The sequence below is a fragment of the Corynebacterium ulcerans genome (assembly GCF_000767685.1).
GTDB lineage: Bacteria > Actinomycetota > Actinomycetes > Mycobacteriales > Mycobacteriaceae > Corynebacterium > Corynebacterium ulcerans.
The window spans coordinates 1980877-1999213 of record NZ_CP009622.1; the positions used below are offsets into that span (position 1 = coordinate 1980877).

An 18337-nucleotide genomic window follows, 5' to 3' on the forward strand; every position below is an offset into this window, starting at 1 on the left:
CACACAGTAGCGAACAAAGCGAAAAAATGCAGGTCAAGGGTTGTTTACAGAAATTTCCCAGCGCTCACAGAATTTTTTCAGCTAAAGCTGTTTATGCAGGTCAGGGGCATGATTATGGATAGTTTTACATTATTGCGTCCCTGCTTAATCCATGCGAAACTTCATTACATCAACAGCACACAAGCTGTTGGGAGACCCAAACAGTCACCGGCGAAAGGAGAGAGCATGGCAGCTAACTCTCGGGTAGCAGCTCAGCACAGCGACGCATGGTAGCGAACATGTAGCAGGACGAGCGGCGAACCCGAGGACCAGAAGATTCAAGGAAGAGCGTTACTTGTTGAGGGACTAGCTAACGCACCGCATTCTAAGAATCACTGGTAGCTCGATGCATAGGGATTTTCCCACCTCCTGGGAAGCGTTGAGGGGCGCGACTCAGAGCAGGCATTATGCAGAGACAAACCAACTGGTCCTACAGCCGAATCCATTTTCGGTTTAACTTTCTGAGGCATCTTTCCTTTTGAGATTGAGGGATACCGGCCACCGCGCACACGGTGGCCGGTTCTTTTTTGACACCAACAGCCTGCATTTCCATAGACATTAAGCCGCAAAACGGCGCCCAAGGGATGCTTTGTCTATGGAAATGCAGGCTGTTGGGCGTTAAAGCACCACGTGTTCCTCTAAACATTCGATGATCTCTAGATCATCGGGTTCCATATTCGGTGCGAACCGGCCCACAACTTTTCCTTCTGGAGAGACCACGAACTTTTCAAAGTTCCACTCAATATCCGGGCCGTCTCCCTTTAAGAATTGGTACAGCGGATGAGCATTCTCACCGTTGACGTCTGCCTTTTCAAGAATCGGGAAGGTCACGTCATATTCCCGCCTGCAGAACTCCGCGATTTGTTTATTCGATCCGGGTTCTTCCTCAGCAAACTGATTGCACGGCATCGCAATCACAAAGAAGCCACGTTGAGAGTAGTCGCGATACAACTCCTCTAAAGCTTCATACTGTGGGGTCAGACCGCACTTGGACGCGGTATTCACAATAAGTAGACAGTGCCCTGCCCAGTCATTCATGGTGGTCTCGGTGGCGTCGTTAAGCGTCACCGGAATATCAAAGAACTGCGTCATTCAAGCACTCCCGTCGCCTGGTTAATGAGCCATGCGTATTCAAACGCCGTTTGCTTCCACTTTTCATACCGTCCGGACACTCCGCCATGGCCCGCTGCCATCTCTGTCTTGAGCAAAAAGTCGCCGCTCTTGGCCGTAGCGCGCAGCCTAGCGATCCACTTGGCAGGCTCTACGTACAGCACCCGGGTATCATTGATCGAGGTCAAGGCCAAGATATTGGGATACGCTTTAGCCTCCACGTTCTCATAAGGGGCATACGAGGCCATATAGTCATATACCTCTTTATCGTGCAGCGGATCGCCCCACTCATCCCACTCCGTGACAGTCAGCGGCAGCTCTGGCATCAGCATGGAGGTCAGCGGATCCACGAACGGAACCACGGCCTCAATTGCCTTAAATCGGTCACCTGCAAGGTTGGCAACTGCACCCATCAGCATGCCACCGGCTGATCCGCCCTCAGCCACCAGCTGCTCTGGTGTGGTCACTCCCTGAGCAATAAGGAAATCCGCTACGGCGATGAAGTCCGTGAACGTATTCTTTTTGCACAACATTTTGCCGTTGTTATACCAACCCCGGCCCATCTCGCCACCGCCGCGGATGTGCGCAATGGCAAAGATCATCCCGCGATCCATAAGGGATAGCCGCGCGATGGAGAATTCGGGATCCATAGAGACCTCGTAGGAACCGTAGCCGTAGAGCAGTGTCGGGTTGGCGGTGGTCACGTCGAGATCAGCGCGGTGCACGAGCGATACCGGGATCTGCACCCCATCCTCTGCAGTGACCCATAGTCTGGTTGCTACGTAGTCATCACGGTTATATCCGCCAACGACTTCTTGTTGCTTGAGCAGGCGTTTGGAGCCATCTGCAACTGTGTAGTCAAACACCTGACTTGGGGTGGTAAACGAGGTATAACCGACACGCAGTACGGGTGCGTCCCACTCAGGATTTCCTGCAACACCCACGGTGTAGAGGTCCTCATCAAACTGAAGCTCTTCAAAAGTCCCGAAGCCTTGGTCAGTGAGCTGCATTATTGCTGCACGACCGATAGCACCGGCACGATACCCCACCACGATCTGATCGCGGTAGGTGTCTACGCCTTCAATTCGAACGTCATCACGGTGCGGCATCAACGTTGTCAGATCGGACAGAGCGAAGGGTTCCGCCACTGGCGCCCATCCTATTTCAAAATTCGGCCCTGTAGCGTTATGGGTCACTATCCATACGTCTTCGCCTGCAACCACGCCGTGATCCACGTCGTATTCCACCCCAGACTTCCGGGGGATAATGCAGCGGAACTCTCCCTCGGGATTGTCCATGTCAAGGACCCACACCTCAGAGGTTATCTTTGATACAGATGCGATTATTAGGTATTTTTCTGAGCGAGTCGCACCAATACCGGTATTAAAATGCTCGTCTGCCTCATGGAACACGCGAACGTCTTCGCTCGGGTCTGTGCCGATCTTGTGCCGCCACACGGAATCCGGACGCCATGCGTCGTCGACTCGCTGATAGAACAGGTACTCTTCTCCGGCCCATGTCGCACCGTAGAAAAGATCCTCCAGGACGTCGTCTAGCAGTTCCCCTGTCTCCAGGTCTTTAATCCGCAGGGTAAAACGCTCATCACCTGCTGTATCCACGGAGTAGGCCAAGTAGCGGCCCGACGTGGTGATCGTGGAGGCCCCCAGGGAGAAAAACTCGTGCCCCTCCGCCAGCTCATTCAAGTCGAGAATGACCTGTTCCTGAGCAACCGGCTCCCCTTCCGGAATCACAGGTGGTACCCATGCATCCTGCCCCTCGACTACGGGAATACGGCAGGAATACCCGTAACTTTTTCCCTCCTCCGAACGCCCGTAGTACCAAAAATCGCCGGAGCGCTGCGGAACCGACATATCGGTCTCTTTTACTCGCGACTTTATCTCTTGATAAATATTGTCTCGTAGCTGTGACAAGCCCGCGGTCTCTTGCTCCGTGAAGGCATTTTCTGCCTCCAAGTACGCAATGGTTTCCTGAGACTCTTTGTCCCGTAGCCATTCGTATTCATCGATAAACGTGGTGTCATGCACCGTTCTCATGTGCTGATGAATCGGAGCTATCGGCGCTTGAATTCGCGTTGTTTCAGACATGGTCTAAATCGTAGCGGAAACCACTAACAAGCCTATTTTTTAAGTTTTCAGCTTCCTACCAGACGTTTACGCCCCACCACCAAGACATATATAAAAACGTGAATTTATCTCTGCAGTACTGCATATTTCCATTTCAGTGAACCCCGCCACGTATCGCTCTCTTCTCTTGATTTTTTACAAAGTTCGGCTAGTGTAAATCCGGTCTTACTGAAAAAATGAAAGGTAACATAATGAGCAATGCTGTAGACATTTTTAGCCAGCTCTCTTCAGTCAAAGGTCTGAACTTGCTTTCGGAGATGGTCAGCTTTACCAGCAAAATCGTCAGCGTTGTAGAGAAGATCAACAAGCTCACCTAATAAGGAAAGCAAAAAGCGCTGTACCTGCATCAGGCACAGCGCTTCTTTTATTTTCTATACACAGGTTCCGATCCAATCACTGAACTTTTTTCCAGTGATACGTTCGAATGCCTCTACGTAGCGTTCCCGCGTCGCTTCCACGACGGACCCAGGAAGAGACGGCGGCGGGGTAAGCGAGTCCGTGGACCACCCCGACTTGGGGCCGGTGAGCCAGTTGCGCACGTACTGCTTATCAAAGCTCGGCTGCGCCTTGCCTTCCTCGTAGCCGTCGGCAGGCCAATAGCGGGAGGAATCTGGGGTGAGGGCTTCGTCGGCAAGCACTAAAGTGCCGTCTTCGTCGAGTCCGAACTCAAACTTTGTATCCGCGAGAATAATGCCCCGGGACTCCGCGATGGCTGCTGCCTCGGAGTAGATCTTCAAGGTCACTGCGCGTAGCTCGTTAGCGCGCGCCTCGCCTAGCTTGTCGACGACCGCCTCAAAAGACACGTTCTCATCATGCTCGCCAAAGTCTGCTTTGGTTGCAGGCGTAAAAATCGGCTCGGGCAATTTCGATGCCTCTACCAGGCCTTCCGGCAGTTCAATGCCACATACCTTGCCGGTCTGTTGGTATTCCTTGAGACCAGAACCGGTGAGGTAGCCGCGTGCCACGCATTCGAAAGGAAGCATTTTCAGCTTCTTACATACCAGCGCACGCCCCAAAACTTCTTCTGGAATCGCAGGATCATCGATGGGTCCGGCAAGGTGGTTAGGAAAATCGATGTGATCAAAGAAGTACATGCTCATCGCAGTGAGCACTCGGCCTTTGTCGGGGATCTCCGGATCCAGGATGTGATCGTATGCGGAGATGCGGTCAGAGACCACCATGAGCAGGCGTTCGTCGTCGATCTCGTAGATCTCACGCACTTTGCCCGCGGACACATGAGTGTACTGGGAGAGTTCAGGACGCATAACGTAGCAGTCTAGCCCTCACGTCTCATGCAAGTCATATCTTATCTGCCTTTATGGAGTTAACGTTACGTGCAAAGAGACAAAGAAATCCTAAGTCCACTCATTTGCACTGTTCACGACCCTGCTCGCAAGGCCAGGGTCGTGACGATCCCAAAAATACAGTGACCAAAGCTACAACTGGCTTCTTCAGTGGAGTGGCACTTTTAAACGCTAAAGAATCTCGCCAGGAGTATAGGCCGCGGCACTCGGGTACCTGTTGCTAAGATCCTCCACCCGGTTAAGAACCCGGGAAACCTGCGATTCTGCAGCGCCGATAAAGGCGTGGCGGTCTGCAAGGGCCTCGTCCAGCTGCTCCTGCGTCATCGGTAGTCTCTCGTCTGCTGCTAGGCGCTGAATCAGGTCTTGTCCACCACCGTTTTCTCGCATGTTCAGTGCCACTGCAACAGCGTTTTCCTTGATCACCTCATGAGCAGTCTCACGGCCCACGCCTGCACGAACCGCCGCCATCAAAATACGGGTGGTAGCAAGGAATGGGAGATAACGCTCTAGTTCCCGATCAATCATTGCAGGGAATGCCCCGAACTCGTCGAGGACGGTCAGGAAGGTCTCGTACATTCCGTCGAGAGCAAAAAACGCGTCTGGTAGAGCCACGCGGCGGATCACAGAGCAGAATACGTCGCCTTCATTCCACTGCTGCCCCGCGAGATCGGCAACCATCGTGAGATAACCACGCAGGATGACCTGGAGTCCACCGACCCGCTCACACGAGCGAGCATTCATCTTGTGCGGCATCGCGGAAGATCCAACTTGTCCTTCTTTGAAGCCCTCAGTCACCGTCTCATTACCGGCCATGAGACGAATAGTGGTTGCCAAACTGGACGGGCCCGCTCCCAACTGGACCAGAGCCGACACCGCATCAAAGTCGAGGGATCGCGGGTACACCTGTCCCACAGAATCAAAGACCCGAGAAATGCCAAGGTGATCAGCCACCTGTGTTTCCAAGGACGCCAGCTTCTTCTGGTCCCCACCCATCAGGTCAAGCATGTCCTGCGCCGTGCCCATCGGCCCCTTGATTCCTCTGAGGGGATAGCGATCAAGGAGCTCCTCAACGCGGTCGATGGCCACCAGGATTTCCTCGGCAGCAGAAGCGAAACGCTTACCCAAGGTAGTGGCCTGGGCAGCCACGTTATGAGAACGCCCAGCCATAACCAGTGATTGGTATTGAGCAGCATGGTGTGCCACCCGCGCCACCACTGCGACAGACTTGTTGCGGATCAGTTCCAAAGAACGGTAGATCTGCAGCTGTTCTACGTTTTCGGTGAGGTCACGCGAGGTCATGCCCTTGTGAATATGCTCAAAACCCGCGAGGGCGTTGAACTCCTCAATCCGGGCTTTAACATCATGGCGAGTGATCTTCTCGCGATCAGCAATACTTGCAAGGTCAATCTGGTCGATGACCCGCTCGTAGGCAGTAATAGCCTCCGAAGGGATCTCAACTCCTAATGCTTTTTGAGCCTTCATCACGGCGATCCAGAGCTGACGCTCTAGCAGGATTTTAGCCTCGGGGCTCCACAGCTCGGTGAGCTCGGCGGAAGCGTATCGGTTGGAAAGGACGTTGGTGATCTTCTTCTTTTCTGCCACGTCGCTCATTATCGCACGCGAACCACCGCTTGTCCCCTTTAGTCAGTCATCCCAAACTGTTCTAACTCGTCTGGGTGCCCAGCCGCCAAAACTAAATCCCCTGCTTGCAGAATCATCTCGGGTTTCGCGGGTCTGAACATGCCGTTACTTGGACGAACAGCAATAATCTGGACTCGATCAACCTCGTGTACCCGCTTACCCAGAATTGAGACGGGCGGCGCGACCTTCACGATAGCGTAATCGCGATCGAATTCCGCGTATTCCTGCACCCGGCCATTCATTAAATGCGCTACCCGGCGGCCAGTATCTTGTTCCGGACGGATAATGTGGTGCACTCCGATTTGGCGCAGAATCTTAGCGTGGGAATTATTCAGCGCCTTGGCCCAAATACTCGGCACGTCTAGATCAATCACGGTAGAGGCAGTAAGCAATGACGCCCCCATGTCCGAGCCGATTCCGATCACCACGCGGGAAGCTTCATCCACAGAGAGCTGGCGTAGAGCTTCCTCGTTGGTGGTATCCGCCATGGCGGCATAAGTAAGAATTTTAGCTGCTGCATTGACCACGGATTCAGAAGAATCGACTCCTAAAACCTCAATACCAGAGTGCACCAGCTCTTCTCCCAGAGCCATGCCGAATCGGCCTAAACCAAGAATCACCACGGGTGCTTTGGAACGGGAACGGAACTTAGCCAATGATCGGCCTTTCTACTGGATAGGAGTACAAACGCTTATTGCTACGAGCTGCAAGAGCAGCCACAAGGGACACCGGCCCAACGCGGCCTGCATACATCAAAAGAACCAGGAGCAGTTTGCCGACGCCAGGTAGATCCGCCGTAATACCCGTACTCAAGCCTACCGTGGCAAAAGCACTGACTACCTCGAAGGAAATATCCAAAAATTCAAATTCTGGGGCCACCAACAGCATGGTCATCAGGGAGACAGAGACCAACAGCACAGCCAACATAGTGACTGCCAATGCCTGGCGTACGGTGCGGGTGGGGATTCTGCGACCTCGGATCAAGACGTTGTCATCTCCTCGGATCTCCGCCACCATGACGGTGAGGAGAACCGCCACTGTCGTGATCTTGATGCCACCGGCAGTGCCGCCAGAACCGCCTCCAATAAACATGAGGAAATCAGTGAGCACCAGGCTGGAAGGGTGCAGCTCACCTATGTTGATCGAATTAAATCCCGCAGTTCTACTGGTTACTGATTGGAAAAACGAGGCGAGAAGTTTCGTCGGCACGCTAAATCCAGAGAGGGCACCTCGCCACTCAAATGCAGCGATACCCACGGTTCCTATGACGAGCAGTACGAGCGTTCCGGCGATCGTAAACACCGCAGTCAAAGAAAATCGCCGCTCAGCAATACCTGCCGCCCTATGCTCATGCCTGCGATGCAGCTCCAAAAGAAGGGGGAACCCCAGTCCGCCGAGGATAATGGCACCGGAAATCGGGAGAATAATCCCAAAATCCCCCACGTAAGCCACGAGGTTGTCCGATCGCAACCCAAAGCCAGCGTTGTTAAAGGCTGAGACTGAGTGGAAGACCCCTTCCCATACACTCGCTCCCCAAGAGAAACCCAACCCCTTAAAACGCAAGGTCAAGACCAACGCTACGGCAGATTCCACCACCACGGTGAACGCTAGGGTGGCTACGAGTAGGCCTTTAACCTCGCCGAGTTCTCTGCCGCGCCCCTCCGCAGCTGCGTTGAGCCGGCCCCGCACGCCGATACGACCAACTAACACCCATGCGGCAAAAGACGTCAAGGTCATGATGCCCAAGCCGCCAAGCTGAATTAAAAGGAGGATCACCAGTTGACCGAAATGCGACCAATATGTGGCGGTATCCACAACAGTCAGGCCGGTCAAACATACAGCTGATGTTGCGGTAAACAAAGCCGTGACGACGTCCGCTTGTGCATGCCCTTCTCGTGAAATGGGGAGGAGAAGGACAAGAGTTCCGATGATAACGAGCGTCGCAAAACTACCGGCAACAAGCCGAGCAGGGGTTTTACGCATGAGGCGAAACGTTACTCCTGCCACGGCTTGAAGATCAAGAACTCAGCACTTGCTCAGTTAAATCATGATTTTCTCTTCCACTGCGGGTAGGGCAATGTCAGAGCGGTAATGCGAACCGGGCAGCGTGATCTTGTCTAAAACGTTGTAGGCGTTACGACGAGCGTCGATAAGCGAAACCCCGGTGCCGATCACGTTCAAAACGCGACCTCCAGCCGCGACGAGCTTTCCATCCGCATCGTACGCTGTACCTGCATGTAGCACTGCAGCATCGTCTGCGCCGTTGATCTCACCACCCTTTCGGGGTGCCTCCGGGTAGCCCTCAGCAGCCAAAACTACTGTCAAAGCAAAGCCATCTTCCCACTCCAGCGGGGGCAACTCAGCTAGCTTTCCATTAGCCACAGCGTTCAGAACCTCCGCCAACGGCGATTTAAGCAGCGCCAGTACGGCCTGAGTTTCTGGGTCACCAAAACGGCAGTTGAATTCCACCACCGCGGGTCCTTCTTCGCCCCACGCTATGCCGGCGTACAGCAACCCGGAATATGCACAACCGCGAGCGACCATCTCGCGTGCCACGGGTATGCAGACCTCATCCACAATCCGCTGAACACCATCTTCTGGTAGCCATGGCAACGGGGTGTAGGCCCCCATGCCTCCGGTATTCGGGCCCTCATCATTATCGAACGCACGCTTATGATCCTGCGCTGGAAGCAACGGCACAACCGTTTCCCCATCGACTAAACAAAAGAGTGAGACCTCAGGACCATCGAGGAAGCTCTCCAAGAGCACAGGATTTCCCGCAGCCAAAACAGCATCAACGTGAGCGCGCGCCTGCGCACGATCCTTAGTAACCACAACACCTTTGCCACCAGCAAGGCCATCATCTTTGACCACGTAATGCGGACCAAAATTATCCAGAGCCGCTTCCCGCTGAGCTTCCGAGGCTCCCGGGGTAATCTGCTCCGCACGGGCTGTCTTCACGCCGGCTTTAGCCATAACATCCTTGGCAAAGGCCTTTGAGCCTTCAATCCGTGCAGCATCCTTATTGGGGCCAAAGACTGCAAAACCGTGTGCGCGCAAGGTATCCGCAACTCCTGCAACCAGAGGAATTTCAGGCCCTATCACCACTAGATCCGCGTGTACTTCCTGTGCAACCTTGAGCATCTCATCTGGATTGTCTACCTGCGTTGCTTCCAGGTGAACCGTAGCAATCGACTCCATACCAACGTTTCCTGGGGCCACATGGAGTTTTGTAACCGCGGGGTCCTTGGACAAGCCGAGCGCAAGGGCGTGCTCACGGGCGCCCGAACCGATAACAAGAATGTGCATGATCCGAATCATACCGGCGGGACTGCATATAAGCCGACTATCCTCGAAAACATGAGCAGCGTATTTACAAAAATAATTGCAGGGGATTTGCCCGGTCGTTTTGTCTATCGCGATGAAGACGTGGTGGCTTTCCTGACCATCGAACCTCTAGCGTACGGCCATGTGTTGGTGGTTCCAGTGGCAGAAGTAGATAAGTGGACCGACGTGGATCCCACCACGTGGGCAAAACTTAATGAGCTAGCGCAGCGAGTGGGTAAGGCAATCATCGAGGTGTTTGCTGTACCGCGCGCAGGGTATGTGATCGCTGGTTTCGACGTCCCCCATACTCATATTCATGTTTTCCCAGCCGCAAAAATGTCCGATTACGATTTCTCCCAAGCAATGTCCATGGACGCGACCGATCCAGCTCAGATGGACGCTGCTGCAGAGAAGCTACGGCAGGCCCTGGGAACTGATGAGAAAGGGCTAGTGAAGTAACTCCATGGCGTTGTTGAGGTGGGTGCCCACGCGCGGTCGACTACCGGTTTCTCCATGTGTCACCGGAGACTCCCCTACCCCTGTGCTCTTCTTGCATGGAACATTAGGATCACCGGGTAACTTTGAGAGGCCTGCGCAGCGGCTTGTACAGCAAGGGCGCCCATTTTTCGCGCCGGCTTACGGCAACCATGGAACAGCCGATCTTGATTCCTCGCTACAAGAGCTACTGAAATATGTAGACGGGCTCACCAGCCAGGGAGTGCATCACGTTGATATCGTCGGGCATTCCGCTGGGGGGCTTCTTGCACTGCGAATCGCTCATGCTCGCCCTGGTTTTGTGAGGAAACTGGTGGGGCTAGGTGCAGCTTTCCATGGGGTTCCCAAGAATTTACGTTTTAAGCCTGTGGTCAAATGGATTGGCGGACAAGCTCTTTTGCAGCTTACGCAAAAAATCCCGGCTGAACTTCCAGAGAACGTGGAATTAATTTCCGTGTTTTCTACCGCGGATCGTGTAGTACCAGCGCAGTCAAGCAAGCTAGGCGAACTCGTAGAGATTCACGGAGTTCGCCATGAGGACTTGCCGCGCCAGGCCGACGTCATCGTAGACGCTTTAGGGGCTTAGCGATCTTCTAGCCGGGGAAGCACCAGATGGAAGGTGGTTCCTTGGCCAAGGGTACTGTTCACGCTGATGGTTCCGCTGTGAGCTGCCACCAACGACTTGACGATGGCTAAACCAAGGCCGCTGCCGCCGGTGGAGCGCGCACGCGAAGTGTCAGCACGATAGAAACGCTCGAAAATATGCTCGGCGTCCTTTTCTGACATGCCTATGCCATCGTCAATAATGTCAATGGCGATGTTGTTGCTGGCGGGGTCGTCGTAAAGCTTAATCTGCACCTTTGCATCCTCGCCGCCATGTTTCAAAGCGTTGGTGGTGAGGTTGGTCAATACTTGGTGCAGCCGGGCCGCGTCTCCCAAGGTGATAGGCACACCGGCACACTCAGAACGCACGTCGATGCTGCGATTAGGATAGGCGGCCTGCAGCGAGGACGCTACCGACAGAGAAACCTCCAAAAGATCAACCGGTGCTGTCTCATGGCGGGCTCCCTCGGCACGGGTAAGCGCCAGCAAGTCCTCTACCAAGAGGCTCATACGAGAGGCCTCCCCCTCGATCTTGTCGATCACCAGATCCGCGTCTTTTGTGGCTCCAGAACGGTACAGTTCGGAATAACCACGAACCGACGTCAACGGTGTCCGCAGTTCATGAGAAGCGTCCCCGACGAACCTACGCATCTGGGCTTCTTTATCTTGTAATTCCACGATAAGAGACTGCAGCCTAGAAATCATCGAGTTCAGTGAATGCGATAACGCACCGACCTCTGTATTTTCCGGTGCTTCCGGTACGCGCCTATCTAGATCACCTTGAGCGATCGCTTTGGCAGTGCATTCGACTTCACGCAAAGGGCGTAGCGCTCTACGGATCAAGAAAAACGCGATAAGCGCCATGAGAATCAGTACTGCAATTTCAATGATGACCTGGCCCACAGCAAGCCTGCGCAACATATTCGCTTCTTGGGTGATGTCTTTGGCCACCACCATAGTTACGCCGTTTCGTGTCTCGGCGGTGACTCGCCACATGGCTTCTTTGCGGCTCTTCGGACTTGATTCCACTGTATGAGGACCTTGGCCAGCGTAAACCTGACTCAGATCTGGTTCAGAAACATCCTCGTTATAGACGTTTGTGGTTCCATCTTGATAGATCTTGACCACATAAAATTCTGTCGGCGGCCGTGCGCTCGTAGCACCAGGGTTGGTTTTAAAGAGCGAATCTTGTTTAGCCCACCCGTTGAGCCCTAGTTCTAGTTCCTTGTCAATGCGTGAGTAGGTGAGTTCTCGCATCGTCCGGTTTACGGCGACAGCGCTGCCAAGCAGGCCCACTGCGGAGACCGCAACCACGATTACCAATAGCCCAAAGCGTAATGGCATCCCAGATAAAACATGTTTGTCTCGAATTCGAGCGATCAAGTTTTTACCCGTTTTTTTGGCACCTCGATACCCCCAGCGTTGTTTCTCGCTGTGGGCAGGGGTCCCGCGAACCACCGCGGTGGAATATGGGTTCTGGGTGCTCATCTACTACTTTCTGCTTTGGGTTTCGCCGCGCTTACTACGGCTATTACGCATTTCGTGGCTTACGCAGTACGTATCCCACGCCTCGCACCGTTTGAATCAGTTGCGGGTCATGGGTGTCCACTTTGCGACGCAAATAAGAAATATAGGACTCGACAACATTTCCATCGCCGCCGAAATCGTAGTGCCACACGTGATCCAAAATCTTTGCCTTAGACATCACGACCTCAGCGTTCAGCATCAGGCAGCGCAGCAAGTTGAACTCGGTGGGTGAGAGGTCCACAACCTTTCCGGCCTTTGTCACCTCATGGGTGTCGTCGTTAAGCGTTAGATCGGCATACACCAAGGTGGAGTCGTCTTCGACCATCTCTACCGTGCTACCTCGACGTAAAATCACCCGCAAACGAGTAATCACTTCCTCCAGAGAGAAAGGCTTGGTCACGTAGTCATCGGCCCCGATGGTCAAACCATGGATTCGGTGTTCCACAGCGTCTTTTGCGGTCAAATACAAAACGGGACCGTCGAGGCCCTCCGCTCGGAGCTTGGGCAGGAGCTCGTAGCCGTCCATGCCCGGCATCATGACGTCGAGAATGAATGCATCAGGCTTAAAATCCTTTGCCACTTCCAACGCTTCTACGCCGGAATTAGCTGTGGCAACGTCAAACCCTTGAAATTTTAAGCTGACGTTCAAAAGCTCAACGATGTTTGGCTCGTCGTCGACGACCAGTATTCGCTTAGTTTTTTCGTTCACGCCTTCCATTTTTACCTGCCCTGGTCTCCTGGTGAGGACACAACCTCACGATTAGTTCCCTTAAGTCAACAATATGGCTCTGCTTTTCTTCTGAAGCGTAGCTGGTAACTACCTGTGAATGAGTTAGCGTCCTATACCAAGAATTGAAACTGTAATGACCGTTCGGTACAGTTCTGGATTATGGAATCTCGACAACGCTGGATCTTTTTAGGTGTTATCTCGTTGGGACTCTTCATGATCGGTGCAGACAATTCCATCCTTTACACCGCTTTACCTGTACTAAGAAGCGAATTACACACCACCGAGCTTGAAGGTCTCTGGATCATCAACGCCTACTCCTTAGTCCTCGCAGGACTTCTCCTTGGAACAGGCACACTCGGAGACAAGATCGGGCACCGACGAATGTTCGAAATCGGCATTACGATCTTCGGACTAGCATCCTTGGCCGCATCTTTCGCCCACAACCCGCTGGCTCTCATCACTGCGCGCGCCGCCTTGGGCGTGGGTGCCGCCACCATGATGCCCGCCACACTCGCCCTACTCCGCATCACTTTCCCCAATGTCCGTGAACGCAACATCGCCATCGGAATCTGGGGTTCAGTCGCCACGCTAGGGGCAGCACTCGGACCGGTCATCGGGGGATTCCTGATCGAGCACTATTACTGGGGTTCTGTATTCTTGATCAACATTCCAGTAACCCTCATTGCTTTCGCAGGAACGTTATTAATCGCACCACCGAACAAGTCCAACCCCTCCCGCCATTGGGACTTTCTTTCTTCCTTCTGGGCGATGGTGACCATGGTGGGCTTAGTTCTAGTGATCAAGGAGCTTACACACGCCCACATAGAGTTAGCGGTACTCATCGGAGCGCTAGCCGCCATCGTTATCGGAGCCCTGCTTTTTAGCCAACGCCAGAACAAACTCTCTGAGCCGCTTCTCACCTTCGATGTATTCAAAAATCGAGTTTTTACAGCAGGAACCCTGGCCGCAGCGCTAGCAATGTTCATCCTCTCCGGCGCAGAGCTCATGACCACACAACGCTTTCAGCTAGCGGAGGGTTTTACCCCCTTACAGGCAGGTTTACTCACCGGAGCCGTAGCTCTAGCAGCTTTTCCTAGCTCAATCCTAGGCGGAGCGTTGCTGCACCGCATCGGCTTTCTCCCACTCATTTCTGGTGGCTTCCTTTCCATGGCAATTGGGACGGCCATCGCCATCGGGGCCACACGTGCCGACACCTTTCCCCTCTTTGTTGTCGGGTTACTTCTCGTAGGTTTCGGCGCGGGGTTGACCATGTCCGTATCGTCAACGGCGATCATCGGCTCAGCCCCAGCGCGACGCTCCGGCATGGCTTCTGCCATGGAGGAAGTCTCTTATGAGTTTGGCACCCTACTCTCGGTAGCAATGGTGGGATCTTTGTTCTCATTCTTTTATGCACGTTCCGCACCCGAGGTTATCGCCCAAAACTTTGAGCAGGGTCTCTCGCACCCCACGCTTGCCGACGCCGCCCGCGCCGCCATAGACACCTCGTACGTATCCGTGCTCGTCATCATTGCTATAACTGCATGCATCGCATGCGCCATCACCGCATATCTATTGCGGAACAATCCCAAGGAGACTCAGTTTGCGCACGAATAAAAAAGACTCACTGTTGGCTACAGCTCTCAGCATCGTGGAGTCAGATGGCCTTGCAGCGCTCACCTACGATTCTCTCTCTGCGGCCAGCGGTATATCCAAGTCCGGATTGATCTATCACTTCCCTACTCGCCACCAGCTCCTTGTAGAGCTCAACACATCCGCAGCCCGGACATGGACCCATAAGCTAGAAGCAGCCGCGGGGGGACCTGCTTCCGAAGTTTCTCTCAGACAGAGAATGCGCGCGCTACTGGAGGTGGAATCACACAGTGCTACCCGCGCAGATCTCTTATTAAGCATCGACGCCAACCTGAATGAAGAAATTCGCGCTATCTGGGATCAAGCTTTAGCCCCATGGACAGACCCCCATAATCCACATGCTGTTGTCGTACAACTTATCGCAGATGGGCTTTGGGTGTACGACCACATCAATGCTCGCCCGCTCACACAACAACAGCGGCAAGCAGTAGTAGAGACTGCACACACTTTTCTCAATAAACTATCCGACGCCCCCTCAAAACCCTCCCCCACCTCCGACTTCACGAATAACATAAAGTAATCTAAGATAAATCTCATGTTTGGCGGTTTCCCCGCCGTGGACTCCGTAGAAAACCACTTTAGAAAGCCTCAATCAACATGAAATTGTCCCGTTCCCTCGGCGTTGCTGTACTGTGCACGGCGCTCGTCGTCACGCAAAGCCCTGCACACGCTTCTTCTACCTCGTCCGCGCCGGTTTCTAGTTCAGCGAACTCCATCGTTGCATCACTCACTGCAGCAATCGCGAACTCTCCTAGCTCCAGCGACACCACTATCAGCAACGCCGCTCGACTGGCGCAATCGCTTGGACTTCCATCTGTACGCATTCCGTCGGCGTTCGGCAGCTCAGATTCTGAATACCCACTGCCTACAAACCCAAATATCACCAAGGCAGAGGTACTTAGTCGCACCGTCGAACCGACGATTCCAAACCTAGAGCGCTGGGTTGTGGCTTCCCCAGCGATGCAGCGCAACGTCGAGGTTGTTGTTCGCGTGGCTAAGGACACTTCTGTTCCTTCCCCAGTCCTCTATCTTCTCGACGGCATTGGCGCAATGCGCAACCCCGGCTGGGTTCGTGAAGGCGGCCTGCACCCCGCACTCGGCGACCAGAACGTGTCTGTGGTTATGCCTACTCAGGCGCTAGCTTCCCTTTATTCCGACTGGCTCACAGATGATCCAGCACTTGGGCATTTAAAGTGGGAAACCTTCATCACAAAGGAACTCACAAAGCTCGTTGAAGACCCAGCCCAAAAACTCAACTTCAACGGCAAGCGCGCCATCGGAGGTCTTTCGATGGGTGCTATCGGTGCTGTCCACATTGCTAACCAGAACCCTGACCTGTTCAAAGGGGTATTCGGAATCTCCGGATGTTACTCCACCCAGGAGCCAGTGGGACGACTCACCACAAAACTTGTGGTGGAATCCCGCGGCGGCAATGTCAACAACATGTGGGGCCCGGACGGTTCTGAACTATGGAAGCGTCACGACGTCCCCTCGAACCCCGAGGGTCTCCGCAACATGGCAGTTTATCTAGCGAGTGCTGACGGCGGAGTCCTCCCCTCTGATCTAGAGCATGCAGCCTCCCGTCCTTTCTATGAACTACCAGTGGCCGTAGCTTTGGAACAGGGAACCTTGCACTGCACCAAGCTTCTCGACTCTGCAATGCGCGCCCGAGGAATGAACCACCAAGTAGTCGATCTGCTTCAGGGCGGTGTCCACGACTGGCCTCTCTTCAACCGCCAGTTGCGTCCTGCCTGGGATGCCATCAAGGGTGTTCTTTACTAACAAACCGTGGGGTCCCTGTGAGTTGCTAAGGTAAACGGGTCTAGAACCGACCTATCTCAAGGAGCTCTGCTCGTGACCTCAGCGACCCACCCCGTGGACGCACTTCCCTCGTCTCCTAAACTCGTCGCGCTAGGCATCCAGCATGTTTTAGCGTTTTATGCTGGCGCGGTGATTGTGCCGCTGCTCATCGCAGGTTCTCTCAACCTCGACGCAGCAACCACCATCCATCTCATCAACGCCGACCTCCTCACCTGTGGCTTAGCCACACTGATCCAATCAGTCGGCGTAGGGAAATATATAGGCGTACGCCTACCGATCATTCAGGGAGTCACCACAACTGCGGTGGCTCCCATTATCGCGATTGGCCTTAGCGTTTCTGACGGACAAGGCGGCGTGGAATCGCTTCCCACCGTATACGGCGCAGTCATCGTAGCCGGGCTTTTTACGTTTTTTGCCACGCCAATCTTCGCGCGTTTTCTCAAGTTTTTTCCGCCGGTAGTCACCGGCTCGGTTTTGTTGGTGATGGGCACATCCCTCCTCGCGGTCTCCGCAAATGACTTCATCAACTACGCCGAAGCCACACCGTTGAGCCGTGATCTCTGGTATGCCTTTGGCACTCTCGTGGTCATCATCTTGGCGCAACGGTTCTTCCGTGGCTTCCTAGGAACCCTCGCCGTTCTCATAGGCCTGGTCAGCGGCACTCTCGTGGCGCTTTTCTTAGGACACGCGGACCTCTCGGAGGTCTCCAACGCTGCGGCTGTGGGGATCACAACGCCGTTCTACTTTGGAACCCCCGTTTTCAACGCGAGCGCCTGTTTCTCCATGATCATCGTCATGATCATCACCATGGTCGAGACCACCGGCGATGTGTTTGCCACCGGCGAGATCGTGAAAAAACGTATCCGACGCGACGACATCCAGCGGGCTCTCCGCGCAGACGGCCTTTCCACTTTCCTCGGCGGTGTCATGAACTCTTTCCCCTACACCTGCTTCGCCCAAAACGTGGGGCTCGTCCGCATCACGGGAGTGAAGTCGCGCTGGGTCGCAGCTTCCGCTGCCGGTTTTATGATCATTCTGGGGTTGCTGCCTAAGGCCGGAGCCATCGTGGCCTCCATCCCCTCACCGGTATTGGGCGCAGCATCTCTGGCACTCTTTGCCAACGTGGCATGGGTCGGGCTACAGACCATCGCTAAAACCGACCTCACGGATAATCGCAATGCAGCTATCGTTACCACTGCGCTGGGCCTAGCCATGCTGGTCACGTTCAAGCCTTCCGTTGCTGAGGCCTTCCCCGAATGGGCCCGCATCTTCGTCTCTTCCGGCATGTCCATCGGGGCTATCGCAGCGATCCTCCTCAACATTCTCTTCTTCCATGTGGGCAAGCAAACCGGATCTGACGTGGCCCGCGACGCCAGCGGTGAAGGCGTGTCTTTGGATGAAATTAACGCCATGAATCGTGAGGATTTTGTCGCAGCATTGCGCCCGCTGTTCAACCAGGAAACCTGGCCGTTGGAGGAAGCCTGGGAATCGCGCCCGTTTGCGGACGTCAGCGAGCTACGAGCAGCCATCCAGGTTGGGGTTCTCACGGCTTCTGGGGAGCGTCGAGAAGCTTTGATCCACGACTACCCAGATACCTCTGCCATATTATTAGCCACCGACGCCGAGGCTCCCAGCATCAGCGCCGAGCGCGGCTCCCTCGGCTTCGACGACCTCGACGACGTAGAAACCGCGCAACTCCTCGAGGTCAGCGCTGCCTACCGCGAGCGTTTCAATATGCCATTTGTCTACTGCCTAGGCACCAACGACAGCATCCGAAGCATCGTGGACACAGCTATACGACGCCTAGCTAATTCCGATGAGCAGGAACACCGCGTGGCTCTCTCTGAGATCATTGAGATTGCCAATGACCGCTTTGACATCCTCCTCGCCGATGCCAACCCCGTCCGCTCCGCGTGGGATCGGAAGTTCACCGAAGTGGAATAAGC

At 54.3% G+C, this 18337-nt stretch carries 16 protein-coding genes; 7 read left to right on the forward strand and 9 right to left on the reverse strand.

Translation table 11 applies throughout. The features are described 5' to 3' along the window. Positions 1 to 657: 657 nt before the first annotated feature. The gene (locus CULFRC11_RS08980) at positions 658 to 1131 is read right to left on the reverse strand and encodes a glutathione peroxidase (RefSeq protein WP_023636220.1); all 474 of its coding nucleotides are present in this window, start codon (positions 1129 to 1131) and stop codon (positions 658 to 660) included. Continuing rightward, entirely contained in the window at positions 1128 to 3254 is a 2127-nt protein-coding gene (locus CULFRC11_RS08985) for a S9 family peptidase (RefSeq protein ID WP_023636221.1), read from the reverse strand. Before CULFRC11_RS08985 ends, CULFRC11_RS08980 begins: the two co-directional genes overlap by 4 nt. Positions 3255 to 3484: 230 nt before the next feature. Here CULFRC11_RS08985 and CULFRC11_RS11445 point away from each other — a divergent pair, with 230 nt between their 5' ends. Continuing rightward, a complete protein-coding gene (locus CULFRC11_RS11445) occupies positions 3485 to 3610 on the forward strand; it encodes a hypothetical protein (RefSeq protein ID WP_258863488.1) in 126 nt (41 codons plus the stop codon). A gap of 54 nt (positions 3611 to 3664) precedes the next feature. Here CULFRC11_RS11445 and CULFRC11_RS08990 read toward each other — a convergent pair whose 3' ends face one another. The 5 genes from CULFRC11_RS08990 to purD form a co-directional block, all read right to left on the reverse strand. Continuing rightward, a complete protein-coding gene (locus CULFRC11_RS08990) occupies positions 3665 to 4558 on the reverse strand; it encodes a phosphoribosylaminoimidazolesuccinocarboxamide synthase (protein ID WP_013912252.1) in 894 nt (297 codons plus the stop codon). A gap of 210 nt (positions 4559 to 4768) precedes the next feature. Beyond that, positions 4769 to 6208, reverse strand: a complete 1440-nt coding sequence (gene purB, locus CULFRC11_RS08995; RefSeq protein WP_023636222.1) for an adenylosuccinate lyase — start codon at positions 6206 to 6208, stop codon at positions 4769 to 4771. 29 nt (positions 6209 to 6237) lie between these two features. Continuing rightward, positions 6238 to 6894 carry a potassium channel family protein gene (locus tag CULFRC11_RS09000; RefSeq protein ID WP_023636223.1) on the reverse strand — a complete coding sequence of 219 codons (657 nt, stop codon included), beginning with the start codon at positions 6892 to 6894 and terminating at the stop codon, positions 6238 to 6240. Further along, positions 6887 to 8221 carry a TrkH family potassium uptake protein gene (locus CULFRC11_RS09005; protein WP_023636224.1) on the reverse strand — a complete coding sequence of 445 codons (1335 nt, stop codon included), beginning with the start codon at positions 8219 to 8221 and terminating at the stop codon, positions 6887 to 6889. Before CULFRC11_RS09005 ends, CULFRC11_RS09000 begins: the two co-directional genes overlap by 8 nt. Positions 8222 to 8278: 57 nt before the next feature. Then, positions 8279 to 9547, reverse strand: coding sequence for a phosphoribosylamine--glycine ligase (gene purD, locus CULFRC11_RS09010; RefSeq protein ID WP_031270560.1), 1269 nt, complete (start codon positions 9545 to 9547; stop codon positions 8279 to 8281). A 51-nt stretch (positions 9548 to 9598) separates the two neighbouring features. On the opposite strand from purD, the gene CULFRC11_RS09015 reads away from it, so the two are divergent. Both CULFRC11_RS09015 and CULFRC11_RS09020 read left to right on the forward strand, forming a co-directional pair. Continuing rightward, complete coding sequence (locus tag CULFRC11_RS09015; RefSeq protein ID WP_029975534.1) at positions 9599 to 10024, forward strand: HIT family protein; 426 nt, start codon at positions 9599 to 9601, stop codon at positions 10022 to 10024. A 4-nt stretch (positions 10025 to 10028) separates the two neighbouring features. Further along, complete coding sequence (locus tag CULFRC11_RS09020; RefSeq protein WP_023636226.1) at positions 10029 to 10646, forward strand: alpha/beta hydrolase; 618 nt, start codon at positions 10029 to 10031, stop codon at positions 10644 to 10646. Here CULFRC11_RS09020 and CULFRC11_RS09025 read toward each other — a convergent pair. Both CULFRC11_RS09025 and CULFRC11_RS09030 read right to left on the reverse strand, forming a co-directional pair. Then, complete coding sequence (locus CULFRC11_RS09025) at positions 10643 to 12151, reverse strand: sensor histidine kinase (RefSeq protein WP_023636227.1); 1509 nt, start codon at positions 12149 to 12151, stop codon at positions 10643 to 10645. The two genes, CULFRC11_RS09020 and CULFRC11_RS09025, sit on opposite strands and share 4 nt — an antisense overlap. A 43-nt stretch (positions 12152 to 12194) precedes the next feature. Beyond that, positions 12195 to 12908, reverse strand: coding sequence for a response regulator transcription factor (locus CULFRC11_RS09030; RefSeq protein WP_013912260.1), 714 nt, complete (start codon positions 12906 to 12908; stop codon positions 12195 to 12197). A 171-nt stretch (positions 12909 to 13079) separates the two neighbouring features. Here CULFRC11_RS09030 and CULFRC11_RS09035 point away from each other — a divergent pair, with 171 nt between their 5' ends. From CULFRC11_RS09035 to CULFRC11_RS09050, 4 genes are all read left to right on the forward strand, one after another. Beyond that, complete coding sequence (locus CULFRC11_RS09035; protein ID WP_023636228.1) at positions 13080 to 14534, forward strand: MFS transporter; 1455 nt, start codon at positions 13080 to 13082, stop codon at positions 14532 to 14534. Then, on the forward strand, positions 14521 to 15090 hold the full coding sequence (locus tag CULFRC11_RS09040) for a TetR/AcrR family transcriptional regulator (RefSeq protein ID WP_023636229.1): 570 nt from the start codon (positions 14521 to 14523) through the stop codon (positions 15088 to 15090). The genes CULFRC11_RS09035 and CULFRC11_RS09040 overlap by 14 nt, the downstream gene beginning before the upstream one ends. A 77-nt stretch (positions 15091 to 15167) precedes the next feature. Beyond that, positions 15168 to 16352: an alpha/beta hydrolase gene (locus tag CULFRC11_RS09045; protein WP_014836766.1), complete on the forward strand. Its 1185-nt coding sequence runs from the start codon at positions 15168 to 15170 to the stop codon at positions 16350 to 16352. 72 nt (positions 16353 to 16424) lie between these two features. Continuing rightward, positions 16425 to 18335 (forward strand): PbuX/PucJ/PucK family nucleobase permease, encoded by a 1911-nt coding sequence (locus CULFRC11_RS09050; RefSeq protein WP_023636230.1) that lies wholly within the window; start codon positions 16425 to 16427, stop codon positions 18333 to 18335. Positions 18336 to 18337: the final 2 nt, after the last annotated feature.